Below are 24363 nucleotides of genomic sequence, written 5' to 3' on the forward strand. Positions count from 1 at the left end.
GGGCGCAGCGGGACGCAAGCGGGGCGCGAGCAGGCAGGAAGCGAGCAGGCAGGAAGCAAGCAGGAAGCGGGAAGGGCGCAGCCGGGCCGCAGCGTCGCGCTGCAAGCCTCAGCCTTGGGTGCCAGCCACCGCTGAGATGGCGGCGACAGCCTGCGCGGTCGCGTCGGCCGCGCAGCAATCGATAACGATGCGTTCGGGCATCGCGCGCAGCCACGTGAGCTGACGCTTGCAGAGCTGGCGCGTGGCGAACACGCCTTTGTCGCGCATCGTGGCGTAGTCGATGGCGCCGTCGAGGTATTCCCACGCCTGGCGATAGCCCACGCAGCGCATCGACGGCAGATTCGGATCGAGATCGCCACGCGCGCGCAGCGCCTTCACTTCGTCGAGGAAGCCGGCGGCGAGCATGGCGTCGAAGCGTTGCTCGATGCGTTTGTGCAGTACGCCGCGATCCGAAGGCTCGAGCGCGATGGGCACGAAACGGTAGCGCGCTGCTTCGTCCTCTTGCACGGCGTTCGAGCGCGGCGCGGCCAGCAGCGCCGACATCGGCTGCCCGGAAAGCATGAAGATTTCGAGCGCGCGCTGGATACGCTGCGAGTCGTTCGGCGCGAGGCGCGCGGCCGTGGGCGGATCGACTTGTGCAAGACGCGCGTGGAGCGCGGGCCAGCCGTCGCGCGCGGCTTCGGCGTCGAGCTGCGCACGCACGGCGGGGTCCGCGCCGGGCAGGTCGTTGAGCCCTTGCGTGAGCGCCTTGTAGTAGAGCATCGTGCCGCCCACGAGCAACGGCAGGTTGCCGCGCGCGAGGATCTCGCCGGTCACGCGCAGGGCGTCGGCACGAAAGTTGGCGGCGGAGTAGGCATCGGCGGGATCGACGATATCGATCAGATGATGCGCGGCCGCCGCGCGCTCCTCGGCGCTCGGCTTGGCCGTGCCGATATCCATGCCGCGATAGACGAGCGCCGAATCGACGCTGACGATCTCGACTTCGCGCCCGCATGCCGCGTTGGCGTGCTGTGCCGCCGTGTGTGCCGCCGTTTGTGCCGCATACGCGAGCGCGGCCGCTGTCTTGCCCGAGGCCGTGGGGCCGAGCAGACACGCGATGGGCAATGCTTCACTGGATTGCTTCATGAGTGCTTCACTGGCCGCGCATGAAGAGCCGGTCGAGGTCGGCGAGCGTGAGCTGATACCACGTGGGCCGGCCGTGATTGCATTGGTCGGCGCGCTCGGTCGCTTCCATCTGGCGCAACAGCGCGTTCATCTCGTCGAGCGAGAGGCGCCGGTTCGCGCGCACCGCGTGATGGCAGGCGAGCGTGCCGAGCATCTCGTGCTGGCGCTCGGTCAGCACGCGCGAGCCGCCATAAGCGTGCAGGTCGGCGAGCACGGCGCGCGCGAGCGCCTGGAGGTCCGCGTCCTTCAGGAGCGCGGGCACCGCGCGGATCGCGATCGAAGTGGGCGAGAGCACCGCGAGGTCGAAGCCGAGTGCTTCGAGCGTGGCCTTTTCTTCCTCGACGGTGCCGGTCTCCACGGGATCGGCCGTCATCGAAATGGGGATCAGGAGCGGCTGGACCGCGAGCGAGCGCTCGGCGAGCGCCTGCTTGAACTGCTCGTAGAGAATGCGTTCATGCGCGGCGTGCATGTCGACGATCACGAGGCCGCGCGCATTCTGCGCGAGCACGTAGATGCCGTGCACCTGGCCGAGTGCGAAGCCGAGCGGATGGTCGTCGCGGGCGTCGAAGGCAGGCTGGGGCGCCTGAGTGGCGAAGGACGCGCTCTCGCGTGCGCCGGAGTCTTCCGCCTGGCCGGCCTGTGGCAAGGTCGCGCCTTGTGCGGTGCCGGCGCCCACGTCCTTGCGGCCGAACAGGGCGTCGTAGAGCGCGAGTGGTTGCGCGACGGGCAGGCTGCCTTGCGTCATGCGCGACTGGCGCAGCCAGGTATTTCCGCCGCTGCCCGATGCGCCCGAGCCGCTGGGTCCGCCCGAGCCGAACCCCGACGCGCGGCTTCCCGCGCCGCCGGAGAGGCCGCTGCCCGAGCCGCCGAAGCTGCTCGCGACGCTGGCGGTGCCGAACTTGCCCGGCGTGCCGAAGCCCGAGGAGGGCGACGTGCCGACGGCACCCGCGGCACTGGAAGCACCCGTAGCACCGGAAGCCCCCGAAACCAGCCCGGCCGATGCGCCCAGCACACCCGCGCCCGGCGCGGGCCGCGACTCGATCATGGCGGCGTGGCCGCCCGAGGTGGTTTCGGGCGAGGCGCCCGCGTGGCGTGCAAGTGCGCGCTGCACGGCATGGAACACAAACTGGTGAATCGAGCGCGAGTCGCGAAAGCGCACCTCGATCTTCGACGGATGCACGTTCACGTCGACGGCCTCGGGCGGCAGGTCGAGGAACAGCACATACGACGGATAGCGCTCGCCGTGCAGCACGTCTTCATAGGCGGCGCGCACGGCGTGCGTGAGCAGCTTGTCGCGCACGAAGCGGCCGTTCACGAAGAAGTACTGCTGATCGGCGCGGTTGCGGCTCGCGGTGGGCAGGCCCGCGCAGCCATACACGGCGAGCGGCCCGGCGCTTTCGTCGAGTGGCAGGTGCGCGGTGGCGAAGGTCTCGCCGAGGATCTTCGAAACGCGCGTGGCCGGATCGCTCGCGTTCCAGTGCTCGACGGCGCGGCCGTTGTGCAGCACCGAGATCGCCACGTCGGGCCGCGCGAGCGCGCTGCGGCGGATCATTTCGAGGCAATGGCCGAGTTCGGTCTGCTCGCTCTTCAGAAACTTGCGCCGCGCGGGCGTATTGAAGTACAGCTCGCGCACTTCGATGGTCGTGCCCTGGCCGCCTGCGGCGGGCGAGAGCGCGCCCGTGTGCGCGTCGATTTTCACGGCGTGCGTGGCGCTCGCGGGGCGGCTCGTGATCGACATCTCCGCCACCGAGGCGATCGAGGCCAGCGCTTCGCCGCGAAACCCCAGAGTGGCGACGCTTTCGAGCTCGGCGAGCGAGCGGATCTTGCTGGTCGCGTGGCGCATCAGCGCGAGCGGCAGCTCGGTTTCGGGGATGCCACAGCCATCGTCGGCGATCGAGATGCGCTTCACGCCGCCTTCGTCGAGCAGGATGCGCAGGGTGGTCGCGCCCGCGTCGAGCGCGTTTTCGAGCAGTTCCTTGACGACCGAGGCGGGACGCTCGACCACTTCGCCCGCGGCGATCTGGCTGATCAACTGATCGGGCAGCGCCTGGATCGCGCGCGCGGGCTGTGCGGCGCGCGAGGCGTGGGCAGGGTCCGCGGCTGCGGCAGTTGCCGCAGTGACGTGAGCGGCTGCGCTATCGGCAGGGGCGGGTGCGCCGTCGGGTGCGCTGTCGGGCGAGCTGTTGGGTGCTCCCCCAGCGCCGGCGAGATCGGAATTCGAAGACATGCGCGCAATTATAGCGAGTCGGCGTTGGCCGCTTATGGCGCCTCGGGGCGCGCTGGTGCCCCAGGTTTTGCCGACGTTCGGGGTGCTTTTGGTGCGCTTTCGGCGGAATTTTGCCGTTTTTCGAGGGAATTTTTCGTGGCGACGGGCACTTTCGGTATCATGGCGCGGTCAATTTTGCTTCTCGCGCGACACCGGCCCCGCGCGTCCGATACGGGCATGTCCCGAACGGGCATGTCCCGAACGGGCATGTCTCAACGGGCGGGCGTGCCACGACCAATAAGGGATACTTTTGGATACGCTGCTGCAGTTTGCCAATCTTGTCTTGCACATCGACAAGTTTCTCGGAGTCTTCATCCACCAGTACGGTGCCTGGGTCTACGCGGTCCTGTTCCTGATCGTGTTCTGCGAAACCGGGCTCGTGGTGCTGCCGTTCCTGCCCGGCGATTCGCTGCTGTTCATCGGCGGCGCGTTCGCGGCCACGCACGAGATGAACCTCGGCCTGCTGCTGGTCTTGCTGATCGTGGCGGCGGTCACGGGCAATACGGTCAACTATCTGGTTGGCCGCGCCATCGGCCCGAAGGTGTTCAATACGCGCATTCCCGTGCTCGAACGCTTCCTCGACCGCGCCGCACTGCAAAAGACGCACGACTTCTACGAACGCCACGGCGGCAAGACCATCGTGCTCGCGCGCTTCATTCCGGTCGTGCGCACCTTCGCGCCGTTCGTCGCGGGCGTCTCGCAGATGAGCATGCAGCGCTTTCAGCTCTTCAATGTCGCGGGCGCGCTGTTCTGGGTGCTGCTGCTCGTGCTGCTCGGCTTCTTCTTCGGCAACATCCCGTTCATTCGCCAGTACCTCAACGTGATCGTGCTCGTGGGCATCGGTGCCGCGATCGTGCCGGTTCTCATCGGCGGGCTCTGGAAGATGACGCGCAAGAACTCGAGCAGCAACGCCGTGCGTGGGCCGAACGGCAACCGCAACTAAATCCATCGCGCGCGACGACGTTCCGCTCAGCCCGATAAAAAACGGCATCGCCCGCGAGGACGATGCCGTTTGTCTTTGTGTGGCTATATTTGTGTGGCTGTAGCGGGCTCAGCCACGCGGCGAATGATGGACGGCGTTTCCGGTGTCGGGTAGCCCGCGTTGCGGAACGTCTCGACAATCGCGCGATTGGTGTCGAAGTACACCTGCCAGTAGTGATCGTTGTTCGTATAGGGCCGCACGCACAGGAGCGGTCCTTCGGGCGTGAACGACAGCAGCTCGACGTCGGGTGCCGGGTCATGTGCGACGTTGGGGATCTTCGCGATCGCGGCGCGCAGCCGGTTGGCGGCCTCCACGGGGTCGACGCCGTTGGCGATCTTCGCGGTCAGCTCGACGCGGCGCACCGGCGTGGCGCTGAAGTTCGAGATGGTGTCCGAAAAGATCTTGTTGTTGCCGACGATGTTCACGACGTTGTCCGGCGAGATGATGGTTGTGCCGAAGATGCCGAGTTCCTTCACGGTGCCCGTCACGCCGCCCGCGGTCACGAAGTCGCCGACCTTGAACGGACGCAGCACCTGCATGAAGACGCCCGCCGCGAAGTGCGCGAGCAGGCCGCCCCAGGCCGTGCCGATGGCGAGGCCGAGACCCGCGAGCAGCGCCGCGAACGAAGTGGTCTGCACGCCGAATACCTGGAGAATGGCGAGGACCAGCAGCAGATTCAGGACTCCAGAGAGAATGGAACTCAGGTAGTGCGCCAGTGTGGGATCGACACGCTGGTTGCGCGAGAGCATCTTGCGCAGCAAGCCGGCGATCAGATTGATGACCCAGCGCCCGACGATCCACAGGACGATCGCCGCCACGGCCTTGCTCCCGAAGTCGATGCCCCGGGTCATGATGAATGTGCGAACTGTTTCGAGATCCAAGATGCCCTCGCTTGATACGGTGTTGATATGGTTATTGAGCCGGACAAGAGACGCACTAACTGCAGCCACTCCCTTGCTAGGCGATGCGGACTACGCTAGACGACTGATGCAACCGTGGGCAAAACTGGCGGGCTCGGGGCGGGGCGTTGTGGACTGCGGTGGACTGCGACGCTCCGTCGCATGCTCGCAGGTGCATTTATAGGCCAAGTGGCGAGAGCGTGCAACGAACGTGCCCGGGTGCGCGCGGGTTGACGCGTGTTGACACCAGGCAGCGCGCGAGTGACCTGGATTCGCTTCACATTCACTTCACACTCGTTTCATGCGCAATGCATGAGTGTTCGGCGGTATCGTTGCGCGTGCGACATTGTCACGGTCAAGACACCATCAAGACATCACCGAGGAGGACTCCATGATTCTGTCGAGCAATACCGATTTGCATCTCATCACTGTGAAGCTCGAGGAACTGCGTCCGACGCAGATCACGGTCGGGTTTCGCGAGGTCGACCTCAAACGTGCGCACTGGAAGTCGCTCGACAAGAAAGGACGCGTCGCGGCCATCGACAACCACTGGTTCCCGGCCGTGCTCGGTCCGAAGCAACGCTACTACGTGGTCGATCATCATCATCTCGGGCTGGCGTGGCTCAACGAAGGCGTGCCGAGCGCACGCGTCACGGTCATCAAGGACCTCTCGTGGCTCGATCCCACGATCTTCTGGCGCATGATGGAGCACAACCAGTGGGTGCATCCGTTCGATGCGCAGGGGCAGCGCTGCGATTACGCGGCGCTGCCGAAGCAACTCACCGGTCTCGCCGATGACCCGTATCGCAGTCTCGCGGGCGAGTTGCGCGGGGCGGGTGGCTACGCGAAGGACACGACGCCCTTCAGCGAATTTCTTTGGGCCGACTATCTGCGCCTGAAGGTGGATTCCGCTCGCGTGCAGAAGGACTTCAACAAGGCACTGGCCGATGCGCTCGCGCATGCGCATGATCCCGATGCGCGCTATCTGCCTGGCTGGTCCGGGGTCGTGCCGGTCGCGAGCGCCCCGGCTGCAACGTCGGCCACTGCGTCGGGCAAGGGCAAAAGCAAGAAGAAGGGGTGAGCGCGGGGGCGGTGTGGGATGAGCGCGCCGCGCGCGCTCACATCGGCAGCGTCGATTTGGTGTACGGCGACGTTTCGATCACGAGCGCGCCCGGCGGCGCTCTGCGGCGCGCGCTGCGGCGGTATCCGAGGCGTGCGAGGGCAATCGCCAGCACGCCCGCGACCAGGTAGGCGGTCGTGCGCGCGAAGAACGTTTCCGATGGCCTGTGATCGCGCCACGGGCCGCCCGCATCGGCGAACACGAGAAACGTGAGCGCGGCGTCGAACACGAACGCAAGTGCGACTACGCAGATGAACACGCGTGTGCCACGCACGTGCAGATCGGGGCGCATGACACGAACGATTGCGCACACGAGTTGCACGACGGCGAGAAGAGCGAAATTTGAAAACAGGCAGCAGACGAAGGTGTACATGAGACGTATAGGACAACGCACAAAAAGGGCGGCCGAAGCAGGGCGTGCAAGCGGCACAAGCGGCACAAGCCGCGCAAGCCGTTCAGGCCAGGGCGTACAAGCCATACAAGCGGCGCGTGCCGGGCAGGCGGCCCGCACCATGCGGTTTGCGCGCTGATCGCGGACAGAGTTCGTGAATCGGTCTTGAATGGGTGATGAATCGAAAGCGGCGCGATCATGGCACGGGGAGGCTTCTCGAAAAATGGGCATCGCGTGGAGCGGGGCGTGCCAGACAGCGTCTGTCAGCGCGAGCGCGCCGCGTGGCGCGGTTCAGGCGGGTTTGTGAAGCATTGTCAGGCGGCCGTGCGAGGGTTGTATCGACGCAACTGGGCGCGCAATCTGGAGTGCATTCACGAGACGCCCGGGAAGCAACGGCTGGCAACTGAGCGCGTGCGAGGCGCGCTCCTCCGGGCCCCGTCGAGCCCGATGCGGGTTCAGTACGCGTCGGCCAGCATCGTGCCAGGCGGTGTGCCGCTCGCGAGGTAATGGCTGAGCCACTGGCACGCGGGGCCCGTGGCGGCGTCCGTACGCTGGATCAGCGAGATGTTGTAGTTCACCGAGCCGCGGTCGGCGAGCGCGATGCGCACGAGGTGCCCGGCTTCGAGATCGGCGTCGACGAGATGGCGCGGCATCGACCCCCAGCCCAGCCCCGCAAGCAGCAGGCGGTGCTTCGCACCCAGGTCGCCCAGTTTCCACGCGCGGTTGCTGTACACGCCGAAGGTCTGGCCGAGGGTGAGCCGGCTGCGGTCGGTCAGCACGAGCTGGGTGTGCTCGCGCGCGTCGGAGATGCGCACGGGCTGCGCAGCCTGCGCGAGCGGATGACTCGGCGCCGCCACCAGCACGAGCTCGACCGTGCCGATCGTGCGCGCCTCGATCACGTGCGGCCAGTTCTGATTCGGCCCGCTGATGCCGATGGCGCAGTCGCCGTCGAGCACCAGCTTGAGCACGCCGCCCAGCGCCTCCATGGTGAGATTCAGCGCCACGGTCGGAAAGGCCAGCGCGAACGCCTGCAGCGCCTCGACGAGCCGCGCGGAGGGAAACATCACATCCACGGCCACCGAGACTTCGCCTTCGAGCCCGCGCTGCAAGCCGGCCACCTTGGCGTTAAGCTGACCCATTAGTAGATCGAGACGGCGCGCATCGGCGAGAATCGCGCGCCCCGCCGCCGTGAGCTCGGGCTTGCGCTTGCCGCGCACGAAGAGGGCGACGCCGAGCAGCGCCTCCAGATTGGCGATCGTGTAGCTCACGACCGACTGCGCGCGGTCGAGCTGGCGGGCCGCCGCCGAAAAGCTGCCGGTTTCCGCCACGGCAATCAGTGCGCGTAGCTGTTCGAGACTCGGAGAACGGTCCATGAGCGCTCCAGGATCGACCTATCGAGAAAATGGATGGTAATGATCCATTTTAGACGATTGTTTGAATAGCTTACATCGGGTTAAAGTGCGCGTTCCTTATTGAGGATGTCCATGCCGATGAATCGTTCCGTCAAGCCCACTGGCCGCTACAGCGGCGTCGCCATGCTGCTGCACTGGCTGGTCGCCGTGCTGATCGTCTGGGGCTTCGCGCTCGGCTGGGTCATGACCGACATCCCCGGCATCACGCCCACCAAGCTGCGCTACTTCTCGTGGCACAAGTGGATCGGCGTGACCGTGTTCGCGCTCGTGCTGGTGCGCTTGCTGTGGCGTGCGACGCATCGCTCGCCCGCGCTGCCTGGCGCCATGTCGGGCTGGGAGCGCGCCGCCGCGCACGTGGGCCACTTCGCGCTCTATGTGCTGATGGTCGCGATTCCCGTGACCGGCTATCTTTATAGCTCCGCAGCGGGCATCCAGGTCGTGTATCTCGGCATCTGGCCGCTGCCCACGATCATCGGCCCCGACACGGCGCTCAAGGGCGCGCTGCGGCTCGTGCACGCCGCGCTCAACTACACGCTGCTTGCCGTGGTCGTGCTGCATGTGCTCGCGGTCGTGAAGCATCAACTGCTCGATCGCCAGAACATCCTCGCCCGCATGCTGCCTTTCGGTAAGCCAAGCCGGTAAGCCCCAGCAGGCAAGCCCCAGCAGGCAAGCCCCAGCAGGCAAGCCCCAGCAGGCAAGCCCCAGCAGGCAAGCCCCAGCAGGCAAGCCCGGGCGCGCCGCGCGACTGAGCGCAGCGCGCATCGGGGCGTGCGCCCAGCTTCGTCGTCCCTTCACCGCTCAAAGCGAACTGACTGCCCATGATCCAACGTCTCGCCTCCAAAGTTTCCATCGTCGCGCTCGGCGCGGCGCTCGCCGCCGGCGCGGCCTTCACCGCGTCCTTCGCCACCAACGCGGACGCCGCGGCCGAAGCCGCGAAAAGCTCCGTCTCGGCCGTGTTCAAGCAGATGAACGTGCCGGTGGAAGGGGGCTTCAACCGCTTCAAGGCCGACGTGCATTTCGACCCGGCCAACGCCGCGGCATCGAGCGCGAAGCTCGACGTCGAAGTGGCGAGCTTCGACCTCGGCTCGCCCGACTACAACAAGGAAGTCGCCGGCGACGAATGGTTCGACGCCGCGCACTTCCCGCACGCCACGTTCGTCTCCACGCAGATCAAGGCGGGCGCGAACGGTGCATATACGGTCGCGGGCAAGCTCACGATCAAGGGCAAGACGACCGACATCGTCGTGCCGGTGAAATACCACAAGGATGGCGCGAACCAGGTGTTCGACGGCGCGCTGCCCATCAAGCGCCTCGCCTATGGCATCGGCTCGGGCGAGTGGAAGGACACGTCGATCGTCGCCGACGACGTGCAGATCAAGTTTCACATCGTGACCGCCACGCACTGACGCGCGCCGGTCGCCCGTCGCCCGTCGCCCGTTGCATCCGGCGTTTTATTCGACGCTTTATTTGAAGCTTGTTTTGCAGCTCATCTGCAACTTTATTTGCCGCGTTATTCGCAGCTTTACTCGGATCAGGAACCACGCTTTCATGAAGACCACGCTTTTTGCCGCCGCCGCACTGGCCGCCGCCATCGCCACGCCCGCGTTCGCCGCGCCCACGACCTATAACCTCGACCCGTCGCATACCTTCCCGAGCTTCGAAGCCGACCACTTCGGCGGCGTCTCGGTCTGGCGCGGCAAGTTCAAGAAGAGCTCGGGCACCGTCGTGCTCGATCGCGCGGCGAAGACCGGTACGGTCGACGTGACCATCGACGCCTCGTCCATCGACACCGGCAATGGGGCGCTGGACAAGCACGTGAGCTCGGCGGAAATGCTCGACACGGCCAAGTACCCGACCGCCGTCTACAAGGGCACGTCGATCAAGTTCGACGGCGACAAGCCGGTCGAAGTGATCGGCACGTTCACGCTGCACGGCGTCACGAAGCCGCTGAACCTCAAGATCGACTCGTTCAAGTGCTTCCAGAACCCGATGCTCAAGCGTGAAGTGTGCGGCGCCGACGCGACCGCCCAATTCGATCGCTCCGACTACGGCGTGAACTACGGCCAGCCCTATGGCTTCAAGATGGCTACGACGCTGCAGATCCAGGTGGAAGGCGTCAAGGCCGACTGAGGACGCTGCGAGGCGTCTACGCGTTAAGGCGGCGTTTTCGGCAGCGTTTGCCGCTCATGTCAGGATGCGAGCCCGTGCGTGTGAAGCGCACGGGCTTTTTTGTGCCTGGCGCAGTGCGCGAGTGTGATGCGGACGCCGGTCAACTCGAGGACAATGCAGACGGCAATAAAAATTGAGTAGAGTCAGGCGAGTTGCGAGCGCGGCATGCGCACCAGGCTCGGTGCGCGCGCAGTTTTGAACTTACTGGATGGACGAGCTTTCGTGCGCCGCGCGAGGCGTCAGCGCGACATCGACGACGTGCGTATGCCAGATGCCGCAGGTCGCCTTCACGGGCACCCAGGCGTACTTGCCGCGCATCTTGGCGAAGCCGCGCAGATGAATGACCGTGTCGATGGGCGCGGGCTGTGCGATGGCGCCCGAAGACGACACGCGCGTGATGGCGCCTTCGGGCGCGGGCGTTTCGATACGCGCGGTGAGCGCCCGGCGGTCCGGCACGAGCAGCGAATCGTAGCGCCGGCCCTGGCGCACCCACTCGTCGAGCGCGGAGATGCAATTCACGACGACATCGGGCACGCGAATGCGGCGCAGATATTCGTAGTCTTCGGGCGGGGCATGCATTTGCGCCTGGACGCGCAGACTGATCAAGAACAGCGCGAGCAGGGCGCAGGCGAGAGTCGAGAACTTCATGATGACGTGGCCTGTGCGACTGAAGAAGGGACAGCGGGGAGAGGAGTATACACGCCGATGAGGGCAGGCCGCCGCGAGGCTTGCAGGGGTGCAAGCAGGCGCATCAAAGCAAAAAGCCCAGTCCGCGAGGACTGGGCTTTCTGACTGATTCTTTGGTAGGCCGTACGGGATTCGAACCTGTGACCAACGGATTAAAAGTCCGCTGCTCTACCAGCTGAGCTAACGACCCAAAAGAGAAGCGAGAGTATAGCGATGCTCTCTGCGTGTGTCAACCTTTGGTGCCCAATTATTGAAGCGAATCGGGCAGGCCAAGCGGTGCAGGGCTAAGACCTAAAAAGACCTAAAAGCAGCGCGGCCGCACGAAACGTGCGGAAAATGCCCGGAATACGGTCTGGACGGCTGACGTATTCCGGGATTTCCTTTCATGCGAGAGACGCGCTTCGCGGTCAAGCTAATACCAACAAGCACCAACAAACACCAACGAGCGGGCGAACAACCTTGCTCGAACAGCAGCGCTTATTTGAGCTGTGACAGCTTGCTCTGCGCCGTCTGAGCCACCTCTGAGCTGCCGTACTGCGAAACGATCTGCTCGAGCGTGCGCTTGGCCGCAGCCTTTTGCCCCTGCTCGATCTGATTGTTCGCAATGGCCAGCAACGCATCGGGCGCGCGCGGATGCTGCGGATAGTTCTTGACCACGTTCTGCCACGTCGCGGTCGACCCCTTGTAGTCCTTCAGCGCGTAGAGCGCGTTGCCGAGCCAGTATTGCGCGGTCGGCTGGTAGGGGCTCTGCGGATACTTCGAAATGAAGCTGCGGAACGCCGATGCAGCCTGCTTGAAGTCGCCGTTGCGAAAGAGCTGCGAAGCGGAGTTGAACGCTTCCGTTTCACCCGGCTGAACGGTGCCCTGCATGCCCTCCACGGTCTGCTGCTGCGGCTCGAACTTCTTGAGACGCGTATCCAGGTCCGTGTAGTAGTCCTTCTGCTGCTTCTGCAGGGTCGCCAGCTGGTTCGCCATGTCCTCGTTCTGTCCGCGCAGCGTCGCGGCCTGCTGGTTGAGCTGGTCGAGACGGTTGGACTGATCGAGGATCGTGCGCTGGGCGGCGGACAGCTGGCTAGACAGGTTGTCCGTTTTCGCGCGCAGGTCGAGAATCGCCTGGCGCGCCTGATCGTCATCGAAGAGACCCGCGTGGGCCGGGAGCGCCACGAAGGCGCTTCCGGCTACGCAGGCGGCTGCGGCTACCCGCAGCAGGGAGAAACGGTGCGACATACGCCCCTTCATCCAATACTCAATTACTGTTGGTACACGAGATCAGCACGGCGGTTCTGCGACCACGATGCTTCGTCGTGGCCCAGCGCGACCGGCTTTTCCTTGCCGAGGCTGACGGCTTCCATCTGCGAATCGCCCACGCCGTCGAGCGCGAGGACGCGGCGGACAGCTTCAGCACGCTTTTGGCCCAGCGCCAGGTTGTACTCGCTCGAGCCGCGCTCGTCGGTGTTGCCCTGGATCAGGACGTGACGCTGCGGGTGCGTCTTCAGATACTGCGAGTGAGCTTGCAGCAGCGACTGATAGTCGTCCTTGACGCTGTAGCTGTCGAAGTCGAAGTACACGCTGCGCTTGGCGAGCGGGCTGTTCGGGTTGTTCAGCTCGTCGACGTTCACCTGGGCAACGGCGTTCGGGTTCGGCTGGGTGTTCATCGCGCCGGTGTTTTCGTTTTCGCCGGTCTTGACGCCCGACTTACACGCGGCCAGTGCACCGATCATCGCGACGGCCAAGGCCAGGCGGACTTTATTCGACATCATTATTGCTCTCCTGAAGTGTTATTGCATAAAAGGACCCCAGGACGGCTCGCGTACGACGCCGCCCTGAACGGACAGGATTTGCCGCGTCCGACCATCGGTCGATACGGCAGCCAGCACGCCACGGCCGTTCACCTGAGTGGCGTAAAGAATGTACTGACCGTTCGCCGCGAAGCTTGGCGATTCGTCATGTGTGGTGTCGGTGAGCGCCGTAGCGACGCCTGACTGCAGATCCTGAATGTACAGCTTAAATCCGCCGCCCGTGCGTGAGATGTACGCCAGTTCCTTGCCGTCAGGGCTGACCTTCGGGCTCGTGTTGTAGTTGCCGGTGAACGTCACGCGTTGTGCTGCGCCAGCGCTTTCGCCCTGGGCCGGCATCTTGTAGATCTGCGGCTGGCCGCCGCGGTCGCTCGTGAAGTAGATCCAGCGTCCGTCAGGAGAGAAGGTGGGTTCCGTGTCGATGGTCGTGCCTTGCGTGAGGCGGCGCAGACCGGAGCCGTCGGCATTGACGGCGAAGATCTGCGTGTTGCCCGTACGCGACAGTGCGACGGCGAGCGTGCGGCCGTCCGGCGACCAGGCCGGCGCCGAGTTGTTGCCCTTCTGGTCGGAGATCATGACGCGCCGTCCCGTGGGCAGGTCATGCACGTAGACGATGGGCTTTTTCTTTTCGAAAGAAACGTACGCAACCTTGGTGCCGTCAGGCGACCAGGCCGGCGAGATGATGGGCTCGGGGCTCGAGAGCGCGATGTGCGCGTCTTGTCCATCGGAGTCCGAAATCTGCAACTGGAAGCGGTTACCCGTCTTGATCACGTACGACAGGCGCGTGGCGAACACGCCGCGGTCGCCGAGCAGCTTCTGATAGATGTAGTCCGCAACCTTGTGCGCGCTCATGCGCAGACCGTTTGCCGGGCTCTGCAGCACGAGGCCGCCAAGGCTTTGCCCTTTCACCGTGTCATACAGCTTGAAGCGCACTTCGTACTGACCGTTGGCGAGCTTGTTGACGCTGCCCGCAACGAACGCGTTGGCGCCCTTGGCCTTCCAGCTGCCGAGGTCGACCGAATCGTTTTCCGAGATCGGTGCGCTGCCTGCGTCGATGTTGGTGAATTTGCCGCTGCGAGCGAGGTCGGCGCGCACGATGGCGGCGACTTGCTGCGGCGAGTTCGCTTCGCCCGCGAAATTTGCCGTGGCGATGGGGAACTGGGTGGAGCCCACGCCGGTGACGAGGACGTTGAGTTGTGCGTTCGCTGCGCTGCCGACTGTAATCAGGCAAGACGCGACGAGCGTTCGCAGGCCAAGCTTCGTCATCAAACTCATACTGTGCTGTTTCCTGAAAAAGCGATTTTTGTCACACCGTGCAACAGCAGACTGACCCGGAAACGTTCGAATCGTTCCTCGATCTGCTGCCGTGCACCGGCTTCCCTGTGCCCCGCCTGGCGCCCTTAGCTTGCTGGGCGCAAGGTAATTTTAAAGTTCGACGGCGTTTTGCCATCCGTGTCGAGCGGCATCGGATCCGATCGTTGGACGGCGCGCAACGCGGCGTCGTCCCACTGCGAATTGCCGCTGCTGCGCGAGATGGTGGCCGAAAGCAGCGTGCCGCTTGCCGAGCAGTGCACCGAAATCTCCGTTTCCAGGCCCGCCGTCTCACCGGCCCAGATGATATTCGGACGCACGCGCCGCCGCACCTTGTCTGCGTAGCCCGGCGAAGCGGCGTTGCCGCCCGAGCCGCTGCCGGTGCCGCTCTTCGCGAGACCGTTGCCGCTTGTGCCTGCGCCGCCACCCATCGAGCCTTGCATCTGCGCGATGCGCGCGCGCCGTTCGGCGTCGAGCTTCTTCGCTTGGGCTTCGGCTTGCGCCTTGGCCTTGGCGGCCTTTTCGGCGTCGGCCTTCTTCTGCGCATCGAGTTTCGCCTGCTTTTGTGCCTCTTTTTGCGCCTCTTGCTGGGCGAGCTTCCTCTGCGCCTCTTGCTGCTGCTGTTGCTGCTTGAGCTTCTCGGCGGCAGCCTGCTGCTGCTCCTGCTGTTGTTGCTTGAGCTTTGCCTGCTTCTGCTGCAAGGCGAGCTGCGCGGCCTGCTGCGCAGCGAGTTGCTGCTGGCGCTTCGCCTCGGCTTCCTGCTGCGCCCTCAGACGCTGCTGCTCGGCGAGTTGCGCCTCGCGTGCCGCTTCTTGCTGCTGCTTACGCTTTAACTGTTGCAGCGCGATGTCGGCCTCTTGCGTTTGCGGCGGCGGCGGGGCAGGGGTGACCGGCGCGGGCGGCGGCAAAGGCCGCGGCGTCGACAGGTCCGGCACCTCGGTCCAGAGCTCCGCCTCTTCGCCCGCAGGCGTGCTGTTCTGCCAGTGGATGCCGTGGTAGAGGAACAAACCGAGCAGCACATGCATGACCACGGCGAGCGCAAGAGCACGTCCCGTGCCCCGCTCGCGCGGAGGCTGCAGCGGATACGAATCGTTGTTCCGGGTCATTGCGATTTGACGAGCAGTCCGACACGTTTGACGCCGCGCGACTTCAGGTCGGACATCACGTTCATCACCGTCTCGTACTTGACGGACTTGTCGGCTGCGATCACGACGGGCTGGTCGGGATGGCTCTGCTCGCGCTCGGCGACGAAGCCGTTGAGATCGGCGCGCGACATGTTTTCCTGCTGCGTGGCGCCGGAATCGTCCTTATAGCGTACGCTCAGATTGCCGTCGGGGCGAATGTTGACCACGACAGGCGGCGTCTGCTGCTGCTGGCTTGCGCCGCCAACCGTTGGCAGATTGATAATGGACGGCGCGACCAGCGGCGCCGTCACCATGAAAATCACGAGCAGCACCAGCATCACGTCGATATACGGCACGACGTTGATGTCTGCCATCGCACGGCGCGAGCGGCTGCCTCGCATGCTCGAACGGACTGAGCCTCCCATCTTCGACTCCTTGCTGTCTGGTGAAGATTAGTGGGCCTGACGTTGCAGGATGTTCGAAAATTCTTCGATGAACGTTTCGAAGCGGATCGCGAGGCGGTCGATGTCGTGCGCGTAGCTGTTGTACGCGACCACCGCCGGAATGGCGGCGAACAGGCCGATCGCGGTGGCGGTCAGCGCTTCGGCAATGCCGGGCGCGACGTTCGCGAGGGTAGCCTGCTGCACGTTCGCGAGGCCGCGAAACGCGTTCATGATCCCCCAGACCGTGCCGAAGAGACCGATATACGGGCTCACCGAGCCCACCGACGCGAGGAACGAGAGGTTCGCCTCGAGTGCATCCATTTCGCGCTGGAAGGCCGCGCGCATCGCGCGGCGTGCGCCATCTAGCACGAGGCTCGGATCGTTCAGGCGCTTCTCCTTGGCCTTGAGGAACTCGCGCATGCCCGACTCGAAGATACGCTCGAGCGCGCCGATCGTGTGACGGTTGTTGGCCGCGCTCTGGTAGAGCGCCTGCAGGTCGCCGCCCGACCAGAAGTCGCGCTCGAAGTTCTCGGTCTGCCTGCGCGCGCGGCGGATGGCAAACCACTTGCGGAAGATGAAGGTCCAGGAAATCAGGGACAGCAACAGGAGCAAGCCCATCACTGCCTGTGCCAGTACACTCGCATTAAGAACGAGAGAAAGGATCGACAGATCTTGTGTAGTGTTCATAGAGGTTCTTGATGACGTCCCGGAAGGGGCGAGCGGCTGCAAGACAACGCGAATTTCCCCGAATGCAAATAGAAAGGCCTCGCACCGTTGCAACCGAACCCAGCTTGGTCCTGAATCGACCGCGGCGAGTTCACTGGCGTCGTATCAACGACAATTACTGCGCCGCCGTTGACACAGCCGGCAAGACTTTCTTCAGTCCACGCTCCAAAGCTTCAAAAACGTGGTCAGGAATGGCGGCGGGGCGCATTTCTGCGCCATTCACACAGGCAACGCGAATCTTTCCGGTTGCTAACAGCGTGTCGCCGCGCCACGCTTCCTGCACGAAATCGACCGACGCGCGACCCAGCTTTTCGAGCCGGCTCACGATCGTCACGACGTCGTCGAGGCGGGCCGGCGACCGGTAATCGAGCGCGGTGCTGCGCACGACGAACAGCTCGCCGGACTCCTCTGCGAGCCTGCGCTGATCAACGCCGCACGCGCGCAGCCATTCGGTGCGCGCGCGCTCGAAGAACTTCAGGTAGTTCGCGTAAAACACGATGCCGCCGGCATCAGTATCTTCGTAGTAGACGCGTACCGGCCAGGTAAAGCCGGCTGCGGCCTGTGATGGGGTCGCGTCCGGATTGCAGGTAGATCTTTCCATGCCGCGCATTCTACCGGAACGCGCGGCCGGCACGCCGTTCGTACGACTGATGCAGGACGGGTAAACGCAGGGTTTAGCCGCGATGGACGCTGAGGCCGGCGAAGGACTGCGCCACCGGCATCAGCTCGATCGTGTTGATGTTCACATGCGCGGGACGCGTGGCGATCCAGTAAATGGAGTCAGCGACGTCCTCGGCGGTGAGCGGCTGAACATCCTTATAGACATTGGCCGCTTTGGTGCTGTCGCCGCGGAAGCGGACGTCGGAGAATTCGGTGCCGCCACACAGGCCCGGCTCGATATTCGTCACGCGCAGCGCGGTTCCGGCGAGATCAGCGCGCAGGTTGAGACTGAACTGGCGCACGAACGCCTTGGTCGCGCCATAGACATTGCCGCCCGCATAGGGCCAGCTTCCCGCCGACGACCCCAGATTGACGATGTGGCCGCGGTTGCGCGCCGTCATGCCCGGCAGAAAGGCGTGGGTGACCCGCACGAGACCTGTGCAGTTGGTGTCGATCATGGTCTCCCAGCCGTCGAGATCGGCTTTGTGCGCAGGTTCGACGCCAAGCGCGAGGCCGGCGTTGTTGACGAGCACATCGACTTCGGCAAATTCCGCCGGCAGCGCGGCGGGCGCGGCCTCGACGGCGGCGGTGTCGCGCACGTCGAGCTCGACTGGCAAGAGGGCGTCGCCCAATTCCGCGGCGAGGGCGTCGAGGCGGTCCTTGCGGCGCGCCGTGGCGACGACGCGGTGCCCGCCCTTCACGAAGGCCCGGGCGATGGCGGCGCCGAATCCCGCGGATGCGCCGGTGACGAAGACGATCATGGATGCTCCCTGGTCAGTGGAACGCAAAGAAAGGGGAGAGCCTACTTGCAATGCGGCGCTGCGGCAAGGAAGCGGCAGGACACAGGCAAGCCGTGCGGCGGGATGAGGGGCAGCGGCTTTCGCGGCCGGAATTTCCGGGGACGGACGCAGGCCGTTGGGCAGGCCCTCGCGGCGCAGCATGAAGCGGCCACCGTGGCTGCCTTCCAGGTTGCCTATTCCGGGCGCATCCAATACACTAACGCGCTCAATCCCTGCGTGACTGGCGATAGGGTCCCCGGATGGCAACGGCTGTAATAATTGCCTTTCAAGCTTCCTTTGCGGCGGCTCAAATGGGGGCTCAAGGTGGAACGACCCACCGTGAAGCGCAGGGTGCCGTTTTGCCGTTCGCCTGGGCAGCCGAATTGCGCGCGCTTCATTGAGCGCTGCTGGGTCTTTACGGGCCGTGGCTGTCCTGCCTCGTGTGTGCGGCACCTTCTTCCGCCACGTCAAGGCTGGCCTCTTCGCCAGCAGCGCCGCGTACCCGCTACGCGTTCCGCGCGAGACCCGGTCAACCTGAACACACTTAACGGAACCCGTATGTTTGACAGAGCCGAAAGCACCATCGCCAACGTCGATCCCGAACTCTTCAACGCGATCGAACTCGAGAACCGCCGCCAGGAAGAGCACATTGAGCTCATCGCGTCGGAGAACTACACGTCGCCAGCGGTCATGGCCGCGCAGGGTTCGCAGCTCACCAACAAGTACGCCGAAGGCTACCCCGGCAAGCGCTACTACGGCGGCTGCGAGCACGTCGATGTCGTCGAGCAGCTCGCGATCGACCGCGTGAAGGCGCTGTTCGGCGCCGAGGCCGCCAACGTCCAGCCGAACTCGGGTTCGCAGGCCAACCAGGGCGTGTTCTTCGCCATGCTCAAGCCGGGCGACACCATCATGGGCATGAGCCTCGCCGAAGGCGGCCACCTGACTCACGGCATGGCGCTCAACATGAGCGGCAAGTGGTTCAACGTCGTGAGCTACGGCCTGAACGCGCAGGAAGACATCGACTACGACGCACTCGAAAAGCGCGCGCACGAAACGAAGCCGAAGCTGATCATCGCGGGCGCCTCGGCATTCGCGCTGCGCATCGATTTCGAGCGCATCGCCAAGGTTGCCAAGGCTGTCGGCGCGTACTTCATGGTCGACATGGCGCACTACGCCGGCCTGATTGCCGCGGGCGTCTACCCGAACCCGGTGCCGTTCGCCGACTTCGTCACCACGACCACGCACAAGAGCCTGCGCGGCCCGCGCGGTGGTGTGATCCTGATGAAGGCCGAGCACGAAAAGGCCATCAATTCGGCGATCTTCCCGGGTATCCAGGGCGGCCCGCTCATGCACGTGATCGCCGGCAAGGCGGTGGCGTTCAAGGAAGCGCTCTCGCCGGAGTTCAAGACCTACCAGCAACAGGTAGTCGAGAACGCACGCGTGCTGGCCGAAACGCTGGTCGCTCGCGGTCTGCGCATCGTTTCGGGCCGCACGGAAAGCCACGTGATGCTGGTGGACCTGCGCGCGAAGAAGATCACCGGCAAGGCTGCGGAAGCCGTTCTGGGCACCGCGCATATCACGGTGAACAAGAACGCGATCCCGAACGATCCGGAAAAGCCGTTTGTGACGAGCGGTATCCGTCTGGGCTCGCCGGCAATGACCACGCGCGGCTTTGGCGTGAAGGAAGCCGAGCAGGTGGGCAACCTGATTGCCGACGTGCTGGACAACCCGGAAGACGCCGCGACGATCGAGCGCGTGAAGGCGCAGGTCGCCGAGCTGACCAAGCGCTTCCCGGTCTATCGCTGATCCAGGCTGTAATCCATCATGCGCTGCCCCTTCTGCCGGCACGAAGACACGCAAGTGGTTGACTCGCGCGTGTCCGAGGACGGCGCCGCAATCCGGCGCCGCCGCCGCTGCCCGGCCTGCGACAAGCGTTTCACGACGTACGAGCGGGTCGAGCTGGCGATGCCGGCCGTCGTCAAGAAGGATGGCAGCCGCACGGAATTCGACCGCCGCAAGATCATGGCGAGCATGCAACTGGCGCTGCGCAAGCGGCCCGTTGCTGCCGACGCGATCGACGCGGCGGTTGCCCGCATCGAGTATCAACTGCTTGGCAGCGGCGAGCGCGAGGTGCGCAGCGAGCGCCTTGGCGAACTCGTGATGGGCGAGTTGCGCGAACTCGACACGGTGGCGTTCGTGCGTTTTGCCTCCGTGTACCGGCGCTTCGAGGACGTTTCCGAATTCGAGGACGTCATTGAAGAGTTTCGCCGTGCAAGCGGCGCTGCTACGCCGCCCAAGAAACGCTGAGCGCTCGCGCGCTTTCTCTGCGTGCTTGCGCGTTTGTTCCAAAAGCTCACGTATTTTCCTTCCTCGCATTTCCCCTTCCCCCTGCTGTTGCCCGTGACCCTTGCATTGTCGAAGAAGGGCTGCATGCGCATAAGCTGGCCGTTCGGCTAATTGTTCGGTTTCGTGTTGGTCCGTAGAGTGACTGCAATTCCTCAACGATAAGGATTGCAGATGAAATATGCCGGCTTCACGCTGATCGAAACGATGGTCGTGATTGTCCTGCTCGCCATGTGCGCCACGGCAACGGCGCCGGTGTTCGTTTCGTGGCGGGTGCGCGACCAGGTCGACGCGCGCGCGAACGCGTTGCTCGGCACGCTCTCTTATGCGCGCAGCGAAGCGATCCGGCGCAAGGTGCGCGTGAGTGTGTGCCGGATCGACGCCGCGCGGCATTGTCTTGCGGCCGGGAAGAGCTGTCCGTCCGGGCGGGCCGACTGGTCGTGCGGCTGGGCCGTGATGGCCGAGCACGCAGGCGTGTCGTTGCTTTTGCGTGCGCAGCCGGCGCTCGATGAAATCGCGGTGGCGTCGGGCTTGACCTCGCTCACGTTCACGCCGCCCGCAGGGCAGGCGATCGGTAATTTTCGCAACTTTGGGATCGCGCCGCGCGCCGCCGCGGCTTCGATGCGGGGGGCGGGATGGCAGCGTTGCATACGCGTTGCAGCAGGCGGTCGAGCGCGTGTGAGCGACGGCGCATGCGGAGCGGCGTCATGAGCGCGCGCAGCAGGTATTTTCGGCGTGGTGTGTGCGTCGGGCGCGGTGCGGCTTTGCTCGAAGTCGCGCTAGCGATGGCGCTCATGTCGATGTGCGGATTGGGCCTCCTCGGTGCACAGCTCGGACTTGTGCGGCACGCGCTGGCCTCCGAGGTGCGGGTGCGTGCGGCATTCGCCGCGGACGCGGTCGCCGAGGCCGCGCTGGAGGCGGGCACGGCGCCTCGCGATCAATGGGAGGCTCGCGTGGCCGCTATCGTGCCCGAGGGGCGCGCAACCGTGTCCGGTACGGCAGGCCCGGTCTCGCTCGTCGTGCTGACATGGGCCGCCTTGCGCGATGAGGCCGCGCTTCGCGCGCTGCCGTCCGCAGACGGATGCGAAGACGCTCAATCCGGCGGCGCGGCGCCGGCACAGGGGCGAGCCTGTCTTGCGCTCGCGTTCGTTCAATGAAGCGCGCTTCGTTGCGCTTGCGCGCCAGCCCAGGGCACACGTTGCTCGAATTCACGATCGCCGTGGCGCTCGGTCTTGTCGTGATTGCGGGCGCGCTTGCTGCATATCGCTCGCAGCGTCAGGCGTTTGCCGCCGCAATCGATGCCGCGCAGATCCAGGACGCCGGCGTGAATGCGCTGACGCTCATGGGCGAGCAGATCCAGATGGCCGGGTTCGTGGGTGCGGACGATCCGGAGGGGCTCGCGGGCCCGCCAATTTTCGGCTGCACCGCCGGGCGTCCCATCGGCACGCATGCGAGCTTGACATGCGAGGCGCTCTCGAATCGCTCGGACGGCTTCGCGGTGCGCTATCGCGGCGACGGCGAGTCCACCTGGCTGGCGTCGAATGGCCAGGCGACCGATTGCCTGGGTCAGGCGGTCGGGCCGCCCAAGACCGAGGTGCTCAACCGCTTTCATACGAAGGCGAGCAGCTCGACGGGGGAGCCCGAACTCTACTGCGAAGGCTCGGGCAAAGCCGGCACGGCGCAGCCGCTTGTGGAGGGTGTCGAACGCATGCGTGTGCGTTACTGGCTGGCGGGGGCCGCGCAAGCGGTGGACGCCACGGCGATCTCGCGCGATCAGTGGGCCTCGGTCGTGGCTGTCGATCTGTGCGTGCTCGTGCGCGGGGCGCCGCTCGCCCGGCGCGTGCGTTATGTCGATTGCGATGGCGTGTCGGTCGGTGCCGCCGATGGCCGTGTGAGGCAGGCGTTCTGGCGTCACGTGGCGCTGCGCAATGTGCTGGAGGCGCGCTCATGACGGTCGTGGCGCAGCGCTCGCATGATGGGCGGTTGAATCAGCGTGGCATTGCGTTGCCGGTTGTCCTGCTGATCGTTTCGATGATGCTCGTCACGTCCGCAGCATGGTTCGAAGGAGCGCTGTTCGAGGCCCGTAATGCCGGCGCTGTGATCGACCAGATGCAGTCTTTTCGTGCGGCCGAAGCCGGGCTTGTGCTGTGCTCGCGCGCGCTGGTCGAGGGTGCGGCGATAGCGCCGCTGGCGCCGGCGCAGTCGGGCGAGCCGCAGGGCTGGCGCCGCCAGGAGACGTTCGAAGCGCAGGCTACGGCGCCCGTGCGATCGTGGCCCGGCTCCGTAAGGCCGCCGCAGTGTCTCGTCGAAGCATGGCGTATCGAGGCACGGCCAGCGGTGCGTGCGTTTCTCGTCACGGCGCGCGGGTTCGGCGCTACCGACGACGCGCAAAGCTGGCTGCAGATGCAACTCGTCGTGGACGGCATGCGCATCGAGCGCCATTGGCGGCGTGTCGTCGCGCGGCCTTTTTGACGGCAGCGAAAGAGCAAAGAGGAAGAGGAGGAAGGATGCAACGCAGTGAGCGCGCTTTTACCTTGCTCGAACTGGTTGTCGCGCTGGCCGCCGTGGCCATCGTCGCGGCGTTCGCGCTGCCGGGCTGGCGCAATCAGGTCGCGCGCGGGCATCGGATCGACGCGGTCGCGGCGCTCTATCGCGCGGCGCAATTCGTCGAAGCGCAAGGTCCGTTGCCGGCTTTGCTGCCTGCGGGCATGGATCAGGCGCCGCCAGCGGGAGCTGCGGTTTATCGACTGAAGCTTTTGGCGGGGGACGAAATGAACGGTGGCTATACGATCGTGGCCGCGCCGGCGGAAACCGGCCCGATGCGCGACGATCCGTGCGGGGCTTTCACGCTCGATGCGAACGGCACGCGTAGCAACCAGGCGCCGGGCGCGTATGCTGCCGCGCCTGTGACGGCTCCCGTGACGGTGCCCAATCCGCGAGATTGCTGGAGGGACCGATGAGCGGTACCCGGGAGCGCAGTTCGAATGGAGGCTTAGCCCGTGATGTCGTCTTCTTCGGACGCGTAGCGTCGTGCGCGGCCGGTCGGTGCGCTGCGCTGGCGGCGCACTTGTTGCCAGATGCGCCAGGCCTCCCACGCCGTGAGCGCGAGGCCGCCCCATTTCACGACCGGGCGAGCGGCCGAGGTGACGCTCTCGCGCAGCGGCTTGGCCAGCACCAGCGAGGCGATGGAGCTCAAGAGCGGGTATTGCTTGAGCAGATTGCCGAGCCCGGAGCTCGCGCGACTTACGCCGACGTTGCCGAAACCCGGCACGAGAAAGCGCAGCCAGCTGAAGTGCGTGACGGCTTCGCGCAACTCGACAACCGAGGCCGCCATTTCGGCGCGCTCGACACTCGCGCGCACGATCAGCAGTTCCTTGCGCAGCGCGCGCAACTGCGGTGTCGACAGATTGCGGCTACGCGTGCGTTCAGGGCGAAAGGCGTTGTTGTCCGGTCGGGGTGGGCTCATGGATTCGTTTCGCGGCAGGCGGTTGGCAGGCGTGGGCTAGGGCTTGCGAAGGATTTCGCGGTCCTTCTGGAATTCTTCGAGCGTTGCCTGGAATACCGGCGGTGCGTTGCGCCAGCTATTGCGCGCCTTCAAGGCGCAGACGAGGGCGCCGAGCGCATAGACGATCGTGATCCCGGCGAGCGCCTGCAAGCGCCAGGTGTCCCAGAAAGCGATCGCGATGAGTGCGGTCAGCGCGATCAGCGCCATGACTCCAAGCAGCATCGCTGCGAGTCCGAGAAGAAGCATGCCGAGCAGGCGCTCCTTCTCCTCTGCCAGTTCGATGCCGATCAACTCGAGCCGCGTATGAAACATCGCGAACGCCGAGCCGAGGAGACGGCGTACTGCTCCATGCTGCGGGTGGGTGTCTGTCGTCATGGCGAATGCGGTTGGCGCCTGCGCTTGCGCGCGAGGCGAATGCGCGAGGAAAGCGCCCAGAAAAGACAGGCCGGTGCAGCGCACCGGCCTGCCGGCTTGCGGTTTGCCGGGTAGCAGCCACGAGCAGCCACGGGTGGCCCAATTGAGCCGATGCGGCTGGAATGCTCCGCATCCCTGGGGACCCCAGGACCGACAGCCGCCTTGCGTGGGC

General features: G+C 65.2%; 27 protein-coding genes, 1 tRNA gene, 1 pseudogene and 1 riboswitch. Of the genes and pseudogenes, 12 read left to right on the forward strand and 17 right to left on the reverse strand.

Annotated features, from left to right (window positions below; all coding sequences use genetic code 11):
• Positions 1 to 108 precede the first annotated feature (108 nt).
• Both miaA and mutL read right to left on the reverse strand, forming a co-directional pair.
• Positions 109 to 1125 carry a tRNA (adenosine(37)-N6)-dimethylallyltransferase MiaA gene (miaA, locus tag L5014_RS05995; protein WP_238462663.1) on the reverse strand — a complete coding sequence of 339 codons (1017 nt, stop codon included), beginning with the start codon at positions 1123 to 1125 and terminating at the stop codon, positions 109 to 111.
• A 7-nt stretch (positions 1126 to 1132) separates the two neighbouring features.
• On the reverse strand, positions 1133 to 3391 hold the full coding sequence (mutL, locus tag L5014_RS06000) for a DNA mismatch repair endonuclease MutL (protein WP_238462664.1): 2259 nt from the start codon (positions 3389 to 3391) through the stop codon (positions 1133 to 1135).
• A gap of 289 nt (positions 3392 to 3680) precedes the next feature.
• Here mutL and L5014_RS06005 point away from each other — a divergent pair, with 289 nt between their 5' ends.
• Positions 3681 to 4373, forward strand: a complete 693-nt coding sequence (locus tag L5014_RS06005) for a DedA family protein (protein WP_238462665.1) — start codon at positions 3681 to 3683, stop codon at positions 4371 to 4373.
• Between the two features lie 83 nt (positions 4374 to 4456).
• Here L5014_RS06005 and L5014_RS06010 read toward each other — a convergent pair whose 3' ends face one another.
• Positions 4457 to 5293, reverse strand: coding sequence for a mechanosensitive ion channel family protein (locus L5014_RS06010; protein WP_238462666.1), 837 nt, complete (start codon positions 5291 to 5293; stop codon positions 4457 to 4459).
• A 409-nt stretch (positions 5294 to 5702) separates the two neighbouring features.
• On the opposite strand from L5014_RS06010, the pseudogene L5014_RS06015 reads away from it, so the two are divergent.
• Positions 5703 to 6320, forward strand: a pseudogene (locus L5014_RS06015) (ParB-like protein); the annotation flags it as partial.
• 109 nt (positions 6321 to 6429) lie between these two features.
• Here the strand turns inward: L5014_RS06015 and L5014_RS06020 are convergent.
• Positions 6430 to 6723, reverse strand: a complete 294-nt coding sequence (locus L5014_RS06020) for a hypothetical protein (protein ID WP_238462667.1) — start codon at positions 6721 to 6723, stop codon at positions 6430 to 6432.
• Between the two features lie 554 nt (positions 6724 to 7277).
• On the reverse strand, positions 7278 to 8195 hold the full coding sequence (locus tag L5014_RS06025; protein WP_238462668.1) for a LysR family transcriptional regulator: 918 nt from the start codon (positions 8193 to 8195) through the stop codon (positions 7278 to 7280).
• Between the two features lie 117 nt (positions 8196 to 8312).
• Between L5014_RS06025 and L5014_RS06030 the strand changes: the two genes are divergently transcribed.
• From L5014_RS06030 to L5014_RS06040, 3 genes are all read left to right on the forward strand, one after another.
• A complete protein-coding gene (locus L5014_RS06030; protein ID WP_238462669.1) occupies positions 8313 to 8876 on the forward strand; it encodes a cytochrome b in 564 nt (187 codons plus the stop codon).
• Positions 8877 to 9052: 176 nt separating this feature from the next.
• Entirely contained in the window at positions 9053 to 9640 is a 588-nt protein-coding gene (locus L5014_RS06035; protein ID WP_238462670.1) for a YceI family protein, read from the forward strand.
• Between the two features lie 142 nt (positions 9641 to 9782).
• The gene (locus L5014_RS06040; protein WP_238462671.1) at positions 9783 to 10364 is read left to right on the forward strand and encodes a YceI family protein; all 582 of its coding nucleotides are present in this window, start codon (positions 9783 to 9785) and stop codon (positions 10362 to 10364) included.
• A 240-nt stretch (positions 10365 to 10604) separates the two neighbouring features.
• Here L5014_RS06040 and L5014_RS06045 read toward each other — a convergent pair whose 3' ends face one another.
• From L5014_RS06045 to ydfG, 10 genes are all read right to left on the reverse strand, one after another.
• Complete coding sequence (locus tag L5014_RS06045; RefSeq protein WP_238462672.1) at positions 10605 to 11051, reverse strand: BspC domain-containing protein; 447 nt, start codon at positions 11049 to 11051, stop codon at positions 10605 to 10607.
• Positions 11052 to 11204: 153 nt separating this feature from the next.
• Positions 11205 to 11280 (reverse strand) — tRNA-Lys (locus L5014_RS06050).
• Positions 11281 to 11567: 287 nt separating this feature from the next.
• Positions 11568 to 12317: a tol-pal system protein YbgF gene (gene ybgF / locus L5014_RS06055; protein ID WP_238462673.1), complete on the reverse strand. Its 750-nt coding sequence runs from the start codon at positions 12315 to 12317 to the stop codon at positions 11568 to 11570.
• A gap of 23 nt (positions 12318 to 12340) precedes the next feature.
• Positions 12341 to 12850 carry a peptidoglycan-associated lipoprotein Pal gene (gene pal, locus L5014_RS06060; RefSeq protein WP_238462674.1) on the reverse strand — a complete coding sequence of 170 codons (510 nt, stop codon included), beginning with the start codon at positions 12848 to 12850 and terminating at the stop codon, positions 12341 to 12343.
• An 18-nt stretch (positions 12851 to 12868) separates the two neighbouring features.
• Complete coding sequence (gene tolB / locus L5014_RS06065; RefSeq protein WP_238462675.1) at positions 12869 to 14161, reverse strand: Tol-Pal system beta propeller repeat protein TolB; 1293 nt, start codon at positions 14159 to 14161, stop codon at positions 12869 to 12871.
• 125 nt (positions 14162 to 14286) lie between these two features.
• A complete protein-coding gene (gene tolA, locus L5014_RS06070) occupies positions 14287 to 15303 on the reverse strand; it encodes a cell envelope integrity protein TolA (protein WP_238462676.1) in 1017 nt (338 codons plus the stop codon).
• Positions 15300 to 15746: a protein TolR gene (gene tolR / locus L5014_RS06075; protein ID WP_238462677.1), complete on the reverse strand. Its 447-nt coding sequence runs from the start codon at positions 15744 to 15746 to the stop codon at positions 15300 to 15302. The genes tolA and tolR overlap by 4 nt, the downstream gene beginning before the upstream one ends.
• A 27-nt stretch (positions 15747 to 15773) precedes the next feature.
• Positions 15774 to 16451, reverse strand: coding sequence for a protein TolQ (gene tolQ, locus L5014_RS06080; protein ID WP_238462678.1), 678 nt, complete (start codon positions 16449 to 16451; stop codon positions 15774 to 15776).
• Between the two features lie 154 nt (positions 16452 to 16605).
• Entirely contained in the window at positions 16606 to 17100 is a 495-nt protein-coding gene (gene ybgC / locus L5014_RS06085; RefSeq protein WP_238462870.1) for a tol-pal system-associated acyl-CoA thioesterase, read from the reverse strand.
• 64 nt (positions 17101 to 17164) lie between these two features.
• Positions 17165 to 17911, reverse strand: a complete 747-nt coding sequence (gene ydfG / locus L5014_RS06090; RefSeq protein ID WP_238462679.1) for a bifunctional NADP-dependent 3-hydroxy acid dehydrogenase/3-hydroxypropionate dehydrogenase YdfG — start codon at positions 17909 to 17911, stop codon at positions 17165 to 17167.
• A 245-nt stretch (positions 17912 to 18156) separates the two neighbouring features.
• Positions 18157 to 18312: riboswitch (ZMP/ZTP riboswitch) on the forward strand.
• 175 nt (positions 18313 to 18487) lie between these two features.
• Here ydfG and glyA point away from each other — a divergent pair.
• The 7 genes from glyA (at position 18488) to L5014_RS06125 (ending at position 23232) form a co-directional block, all read left to right on the forward strand.
• Complete coding sequence (gene glyA / locus L5014_RS06095) at positions 18488 to 19735, forward strand: serine hydroxymethyltransferase (protein ID WP_238462680.1); 1248 nt, start codon at positions 18488 to 18490, stop codon at positions 19733 to 19735.
• 18 nt (positions 19736 to 19753) lie between these two features.
• Positions 19754 to 20236, forward strand: coding sequence for a transcriptional regulator NrdR (nrdR, locus tag L5014_RS06100; RefSeq protein ID WP_238462681.1), 483 nt, complete (start codon positions 19754 to 19756; stop codon positions 20234 to 20236).
• A 210-nt stretch (positions 20237 to 20446) separates the two neighbouring features.
• Complete coding sequence (locus tag L5014_RS06105; RefSeq protein WP_238462682.1) at positions 20447 to 20983, forward strand: GspH/FimT family pseudopilin; 537 nt, start codon at positions 20447 to 20449, stop codon at positions 20981 to 20983.
• On the forward strand, positions 20980 to 21429 hold the full coding sequence (locus tag L5014_RS06110) for a hypothetical protein (protein WP_238462683.1): 450 nt from the start codon (positions 20980 to 20982) through the stop codon (positions 21427 to 21429). The genes L5014_RS06105 and L5014_RS06110 overlap by 4 nt, the downstream gene beginning before the upstream one ends.
• Positions 21426 to 22223, forward strand: coding sequence for a PilW family protein (locus tag L5014_RS06115; RefSeq protein ID WP_238462684.1), 798 nt, complete (start codon positions 21426 to 21428; stop codon positions 22221 to 22223). Before L5014_RS06110 ends, L5014_RS06115 begins: the two co-directional genes overlap by 4 nt.
• On the forward strand, positions 22220 to 22744 hold the full coding sequence (locus tag L5014_RS06120) for a pilus assembly PilX family protein (protein ID WP_238462685.1): 525 nt from the start codon (positions 22220 to 22222) through the stop codon (positions 22742 to 22744). Before L5014_RS06115 ends, L5014_RS06120 begins: the two co-directional genes overlap by 4 nt.
• 35 nt (positions 22745 to 22779) lie before the next feature.
• Positions 22780 to 23232 carry a type IV pilin protein gene (locus L5014_RS06125; protein ID WP_238462686.1) on the forward strand — a complete coding sequence of 151 codons (453 nt, stop codon included), beginning with the start codon at positions 22780 to 22782 and terminating at the stop codon, positions 23230 to 23232.
• Positions 23233 to 23264: 32 nt separating this feature from the next.
• On the opposite strand, the gene L5014_RS06130 is transcribed toward L5014_RS06125, so the two are convergent.
• Positions 23265 to 23738 (reverse strand): DUF3318 domain-containing protein, encoded by a 474-nt coding sequence (locus tag L5014_RS06130; RefSeq protein WP_238462687.1) that lies wholly within the window; start codon positions 23736 to 23738, stop codon positions 23265 to 23267.
• 36 nt (positions 23739 to 23774) lie between these two features.
• The gene (locus tag L5014_RS06135; protein ID WP_238462688.1) at positions 23775 to 24152 is read right to left on the reverse strand and encodes a phage holin family protein; all 378 of its coding nucleotides are present in this window, start codon (positions 24150 to 24152) and stop codon (positions 23775 to 23777) included.
• Positions 24153 to 24363 lie beyond the last annotated feature (211 nt).

Source organism: Paraburkholderia tagetis, from assembly GCF_022213065.1.
Lineage (GTDB): Bacteria > Pseudomonadota > Gammaproteobacteria > Burkholderiales > Burkholderiaceae > Paraburkholderia > Paraburkholderia tagetis.

Excerpts from the sequence above, each read along its gene's own strand:
- L5014_RS06040 (WP_238462671.1), top strand. The coding sequence starts at position 9,783 with ATGAAGACCACGCTTTTTGCCGCCGCCGCACTGGCCGCCGCCATCGCC.
- L5014_RS06035 (WP_238462670.1), top strand. The coding sequence starts at position 9,053 with ATGATCCAACGTCTCGCCTCCAAAGTTTCCATCGTCGCGCTCGGCGCG.
- pal (WP_238462674.1), bottom strand. The coding sequence starts at position 12,850 with ATGATGTCGAATAAAGTCCGCCTGGCCTTGGCCGTCGCGATGATCGGT.
- L5014_RS06025 (WP_238462668.1), bottom strand. The coding sequence starts at position 8,195 with ATGGACCGTTCTCCGAGTCTCGAACAGCTACGCGCACTGATTGCCGTG.
- tolQ (WP_238462678.1), bottom strand. The coding sequence starts at position 16,451 with ATGAACACTACACAAGATCTGTCGATCCTTTCTCTCGTTCTTAATGCG.
- glyA (WP_238462680.1), top strand. The coding sequence starts at position 18,488 with ATGTTTGACAGAGCCGAAAGCACCATCGCCAACGTCGATCCCGAACTC.
- L5014_RS06120 (WP_238462685.1), top strand. The coding sequence starts at position 22,220 with ATGACGGTCGTGGCGCAGCGCTCGCATGATGGGCGGTTGAATCAGCGT.
- L5014_RS06045 (WP_238462672.1), bottom strand. The coding sequence starts at position 11,051 with ATGAAGTTCTCGACTCTCGCCTGCGCCCTGCTCGCGCTGTTCTTGATC.
- L5014_RS06130 (WP_238462687.1), bottom strand. The coding sequence starts at position 23,738 with ATGAGCCCACCCCGACCGGACAACAACGCCTTTCGCCCTGAACGCACG.
- nrdR (WP_238462681.1), top strand. The coding sequence starts at position 19,754 with ATGCGCTGCCCCTTCTGCCGGCACGAAGACACGCAAGTGGTTGACTCG.
- L5014_RS06125 (WP_238462686.1), top strand. The coding sequence starts at position 22,780 with ATGCAACGCAGTGAGCGCGCTTTTACCTTGCTCGAACTGGTTGTCGCG.
- miaA (WP_238462663.1), bottom strand. The coding sequence starts at position 1,125 with ATGAAGCAATCCAGTGAAGCATTGCCCATCGCGTGTCTGCTCGGCCCC.
- tolB (WP_238462675.1), bottom strand. The coding sequence starts at position 14,161 with ATGAGTTTGATGACGAAGCTTGGCCTGCGAACGCTCGTCGCGTCTTGC.
- L5014_RS06030 (WP_238462669.1), top strand. The coding sequence starts at position 8,313 with ATGAATCGTTCCGTCAAGCCCACTGGCCGCTACAGCGGCGTCGCCATG.
- mutL (WP_238462664.1), bottom strand. The coding sequence starts at position 3,391 with ATGTCTTCGAATTCCGATCTCGCCGGCGCTGGGGGAGCACCCAACAGC.
- L5014_RS06105 (WP_238462682.1), top strand. The coding sequence starts at position 20,447 with ATGAAATATGCCGGCTTCACGCTGATCGAAACGATGGTCGTGATTGTC.
- L5014_RS06020 (WP_238462667.1), bottom strand. The coding sequence starts at position 6,723 with ATGCGCCCCGATCTGCACGTGCGTGGCACACGCGTGTTCATCTGCGTA.
- ybgC (WP_238462870.1), bottom strand. The coding sequence starts at position 17,100 with ATGCGCGGCATGGAAAGATCTACCTGCAATCCGGACGCGACCCCATCA.
- L5014_RS06110 (WP_238462683.1), top strand. The coding sequence starts at position 20,980 with ATGAGCGCGCGCAGCAGGTATTTTCGGCGTGGTGTGTGCGTCGGGCGC.
- L5014_RS06115 (WP_238462684.1), top strand. The coding sequence starts at position 21,426 with ATGAAGCGCGCTTCGTTGCGCTTGCGCGCCAGCCCAGGGCACACGTTG.
- tolA (WP_238462676.1), bottom strand. The coding sequence starts at position 15,303 with ATGACCCGGAACAACGATTCGTATCCGCTGCAGCCTCCGCGCGAGCGG.
- L5014_RS06135 (WP_238462688.1), bottom strand. The coding sequence starts at position 24,152 with ATGACGACAGACACCCACCCGCAGCATGGAGCAGTACGCCGTCTCCTC.
- tolR (WP_238462677.1), bottom strand. The coding sequence starts at position 15,746 with ATGGGAGGCTCAGTCCGTTCGAGCATGCGAGGCAGCCGCTCGCGCCGT.
- ybgF (WP_238462673.1), bottom strand. The coding sequence starts at position 12,317 with ATGTCGCACCGTTTCTCCCTGCTGCGGGTAGCCGCAGCCGCCTGCGTA.
- ydfG (WP_238462679.1), bottom strand. The coding sequence starts at position 17,911 with ATGATCGTCTTCGTCACCGGCGCATCCGCGGGATTCGGCGCCGCCATC.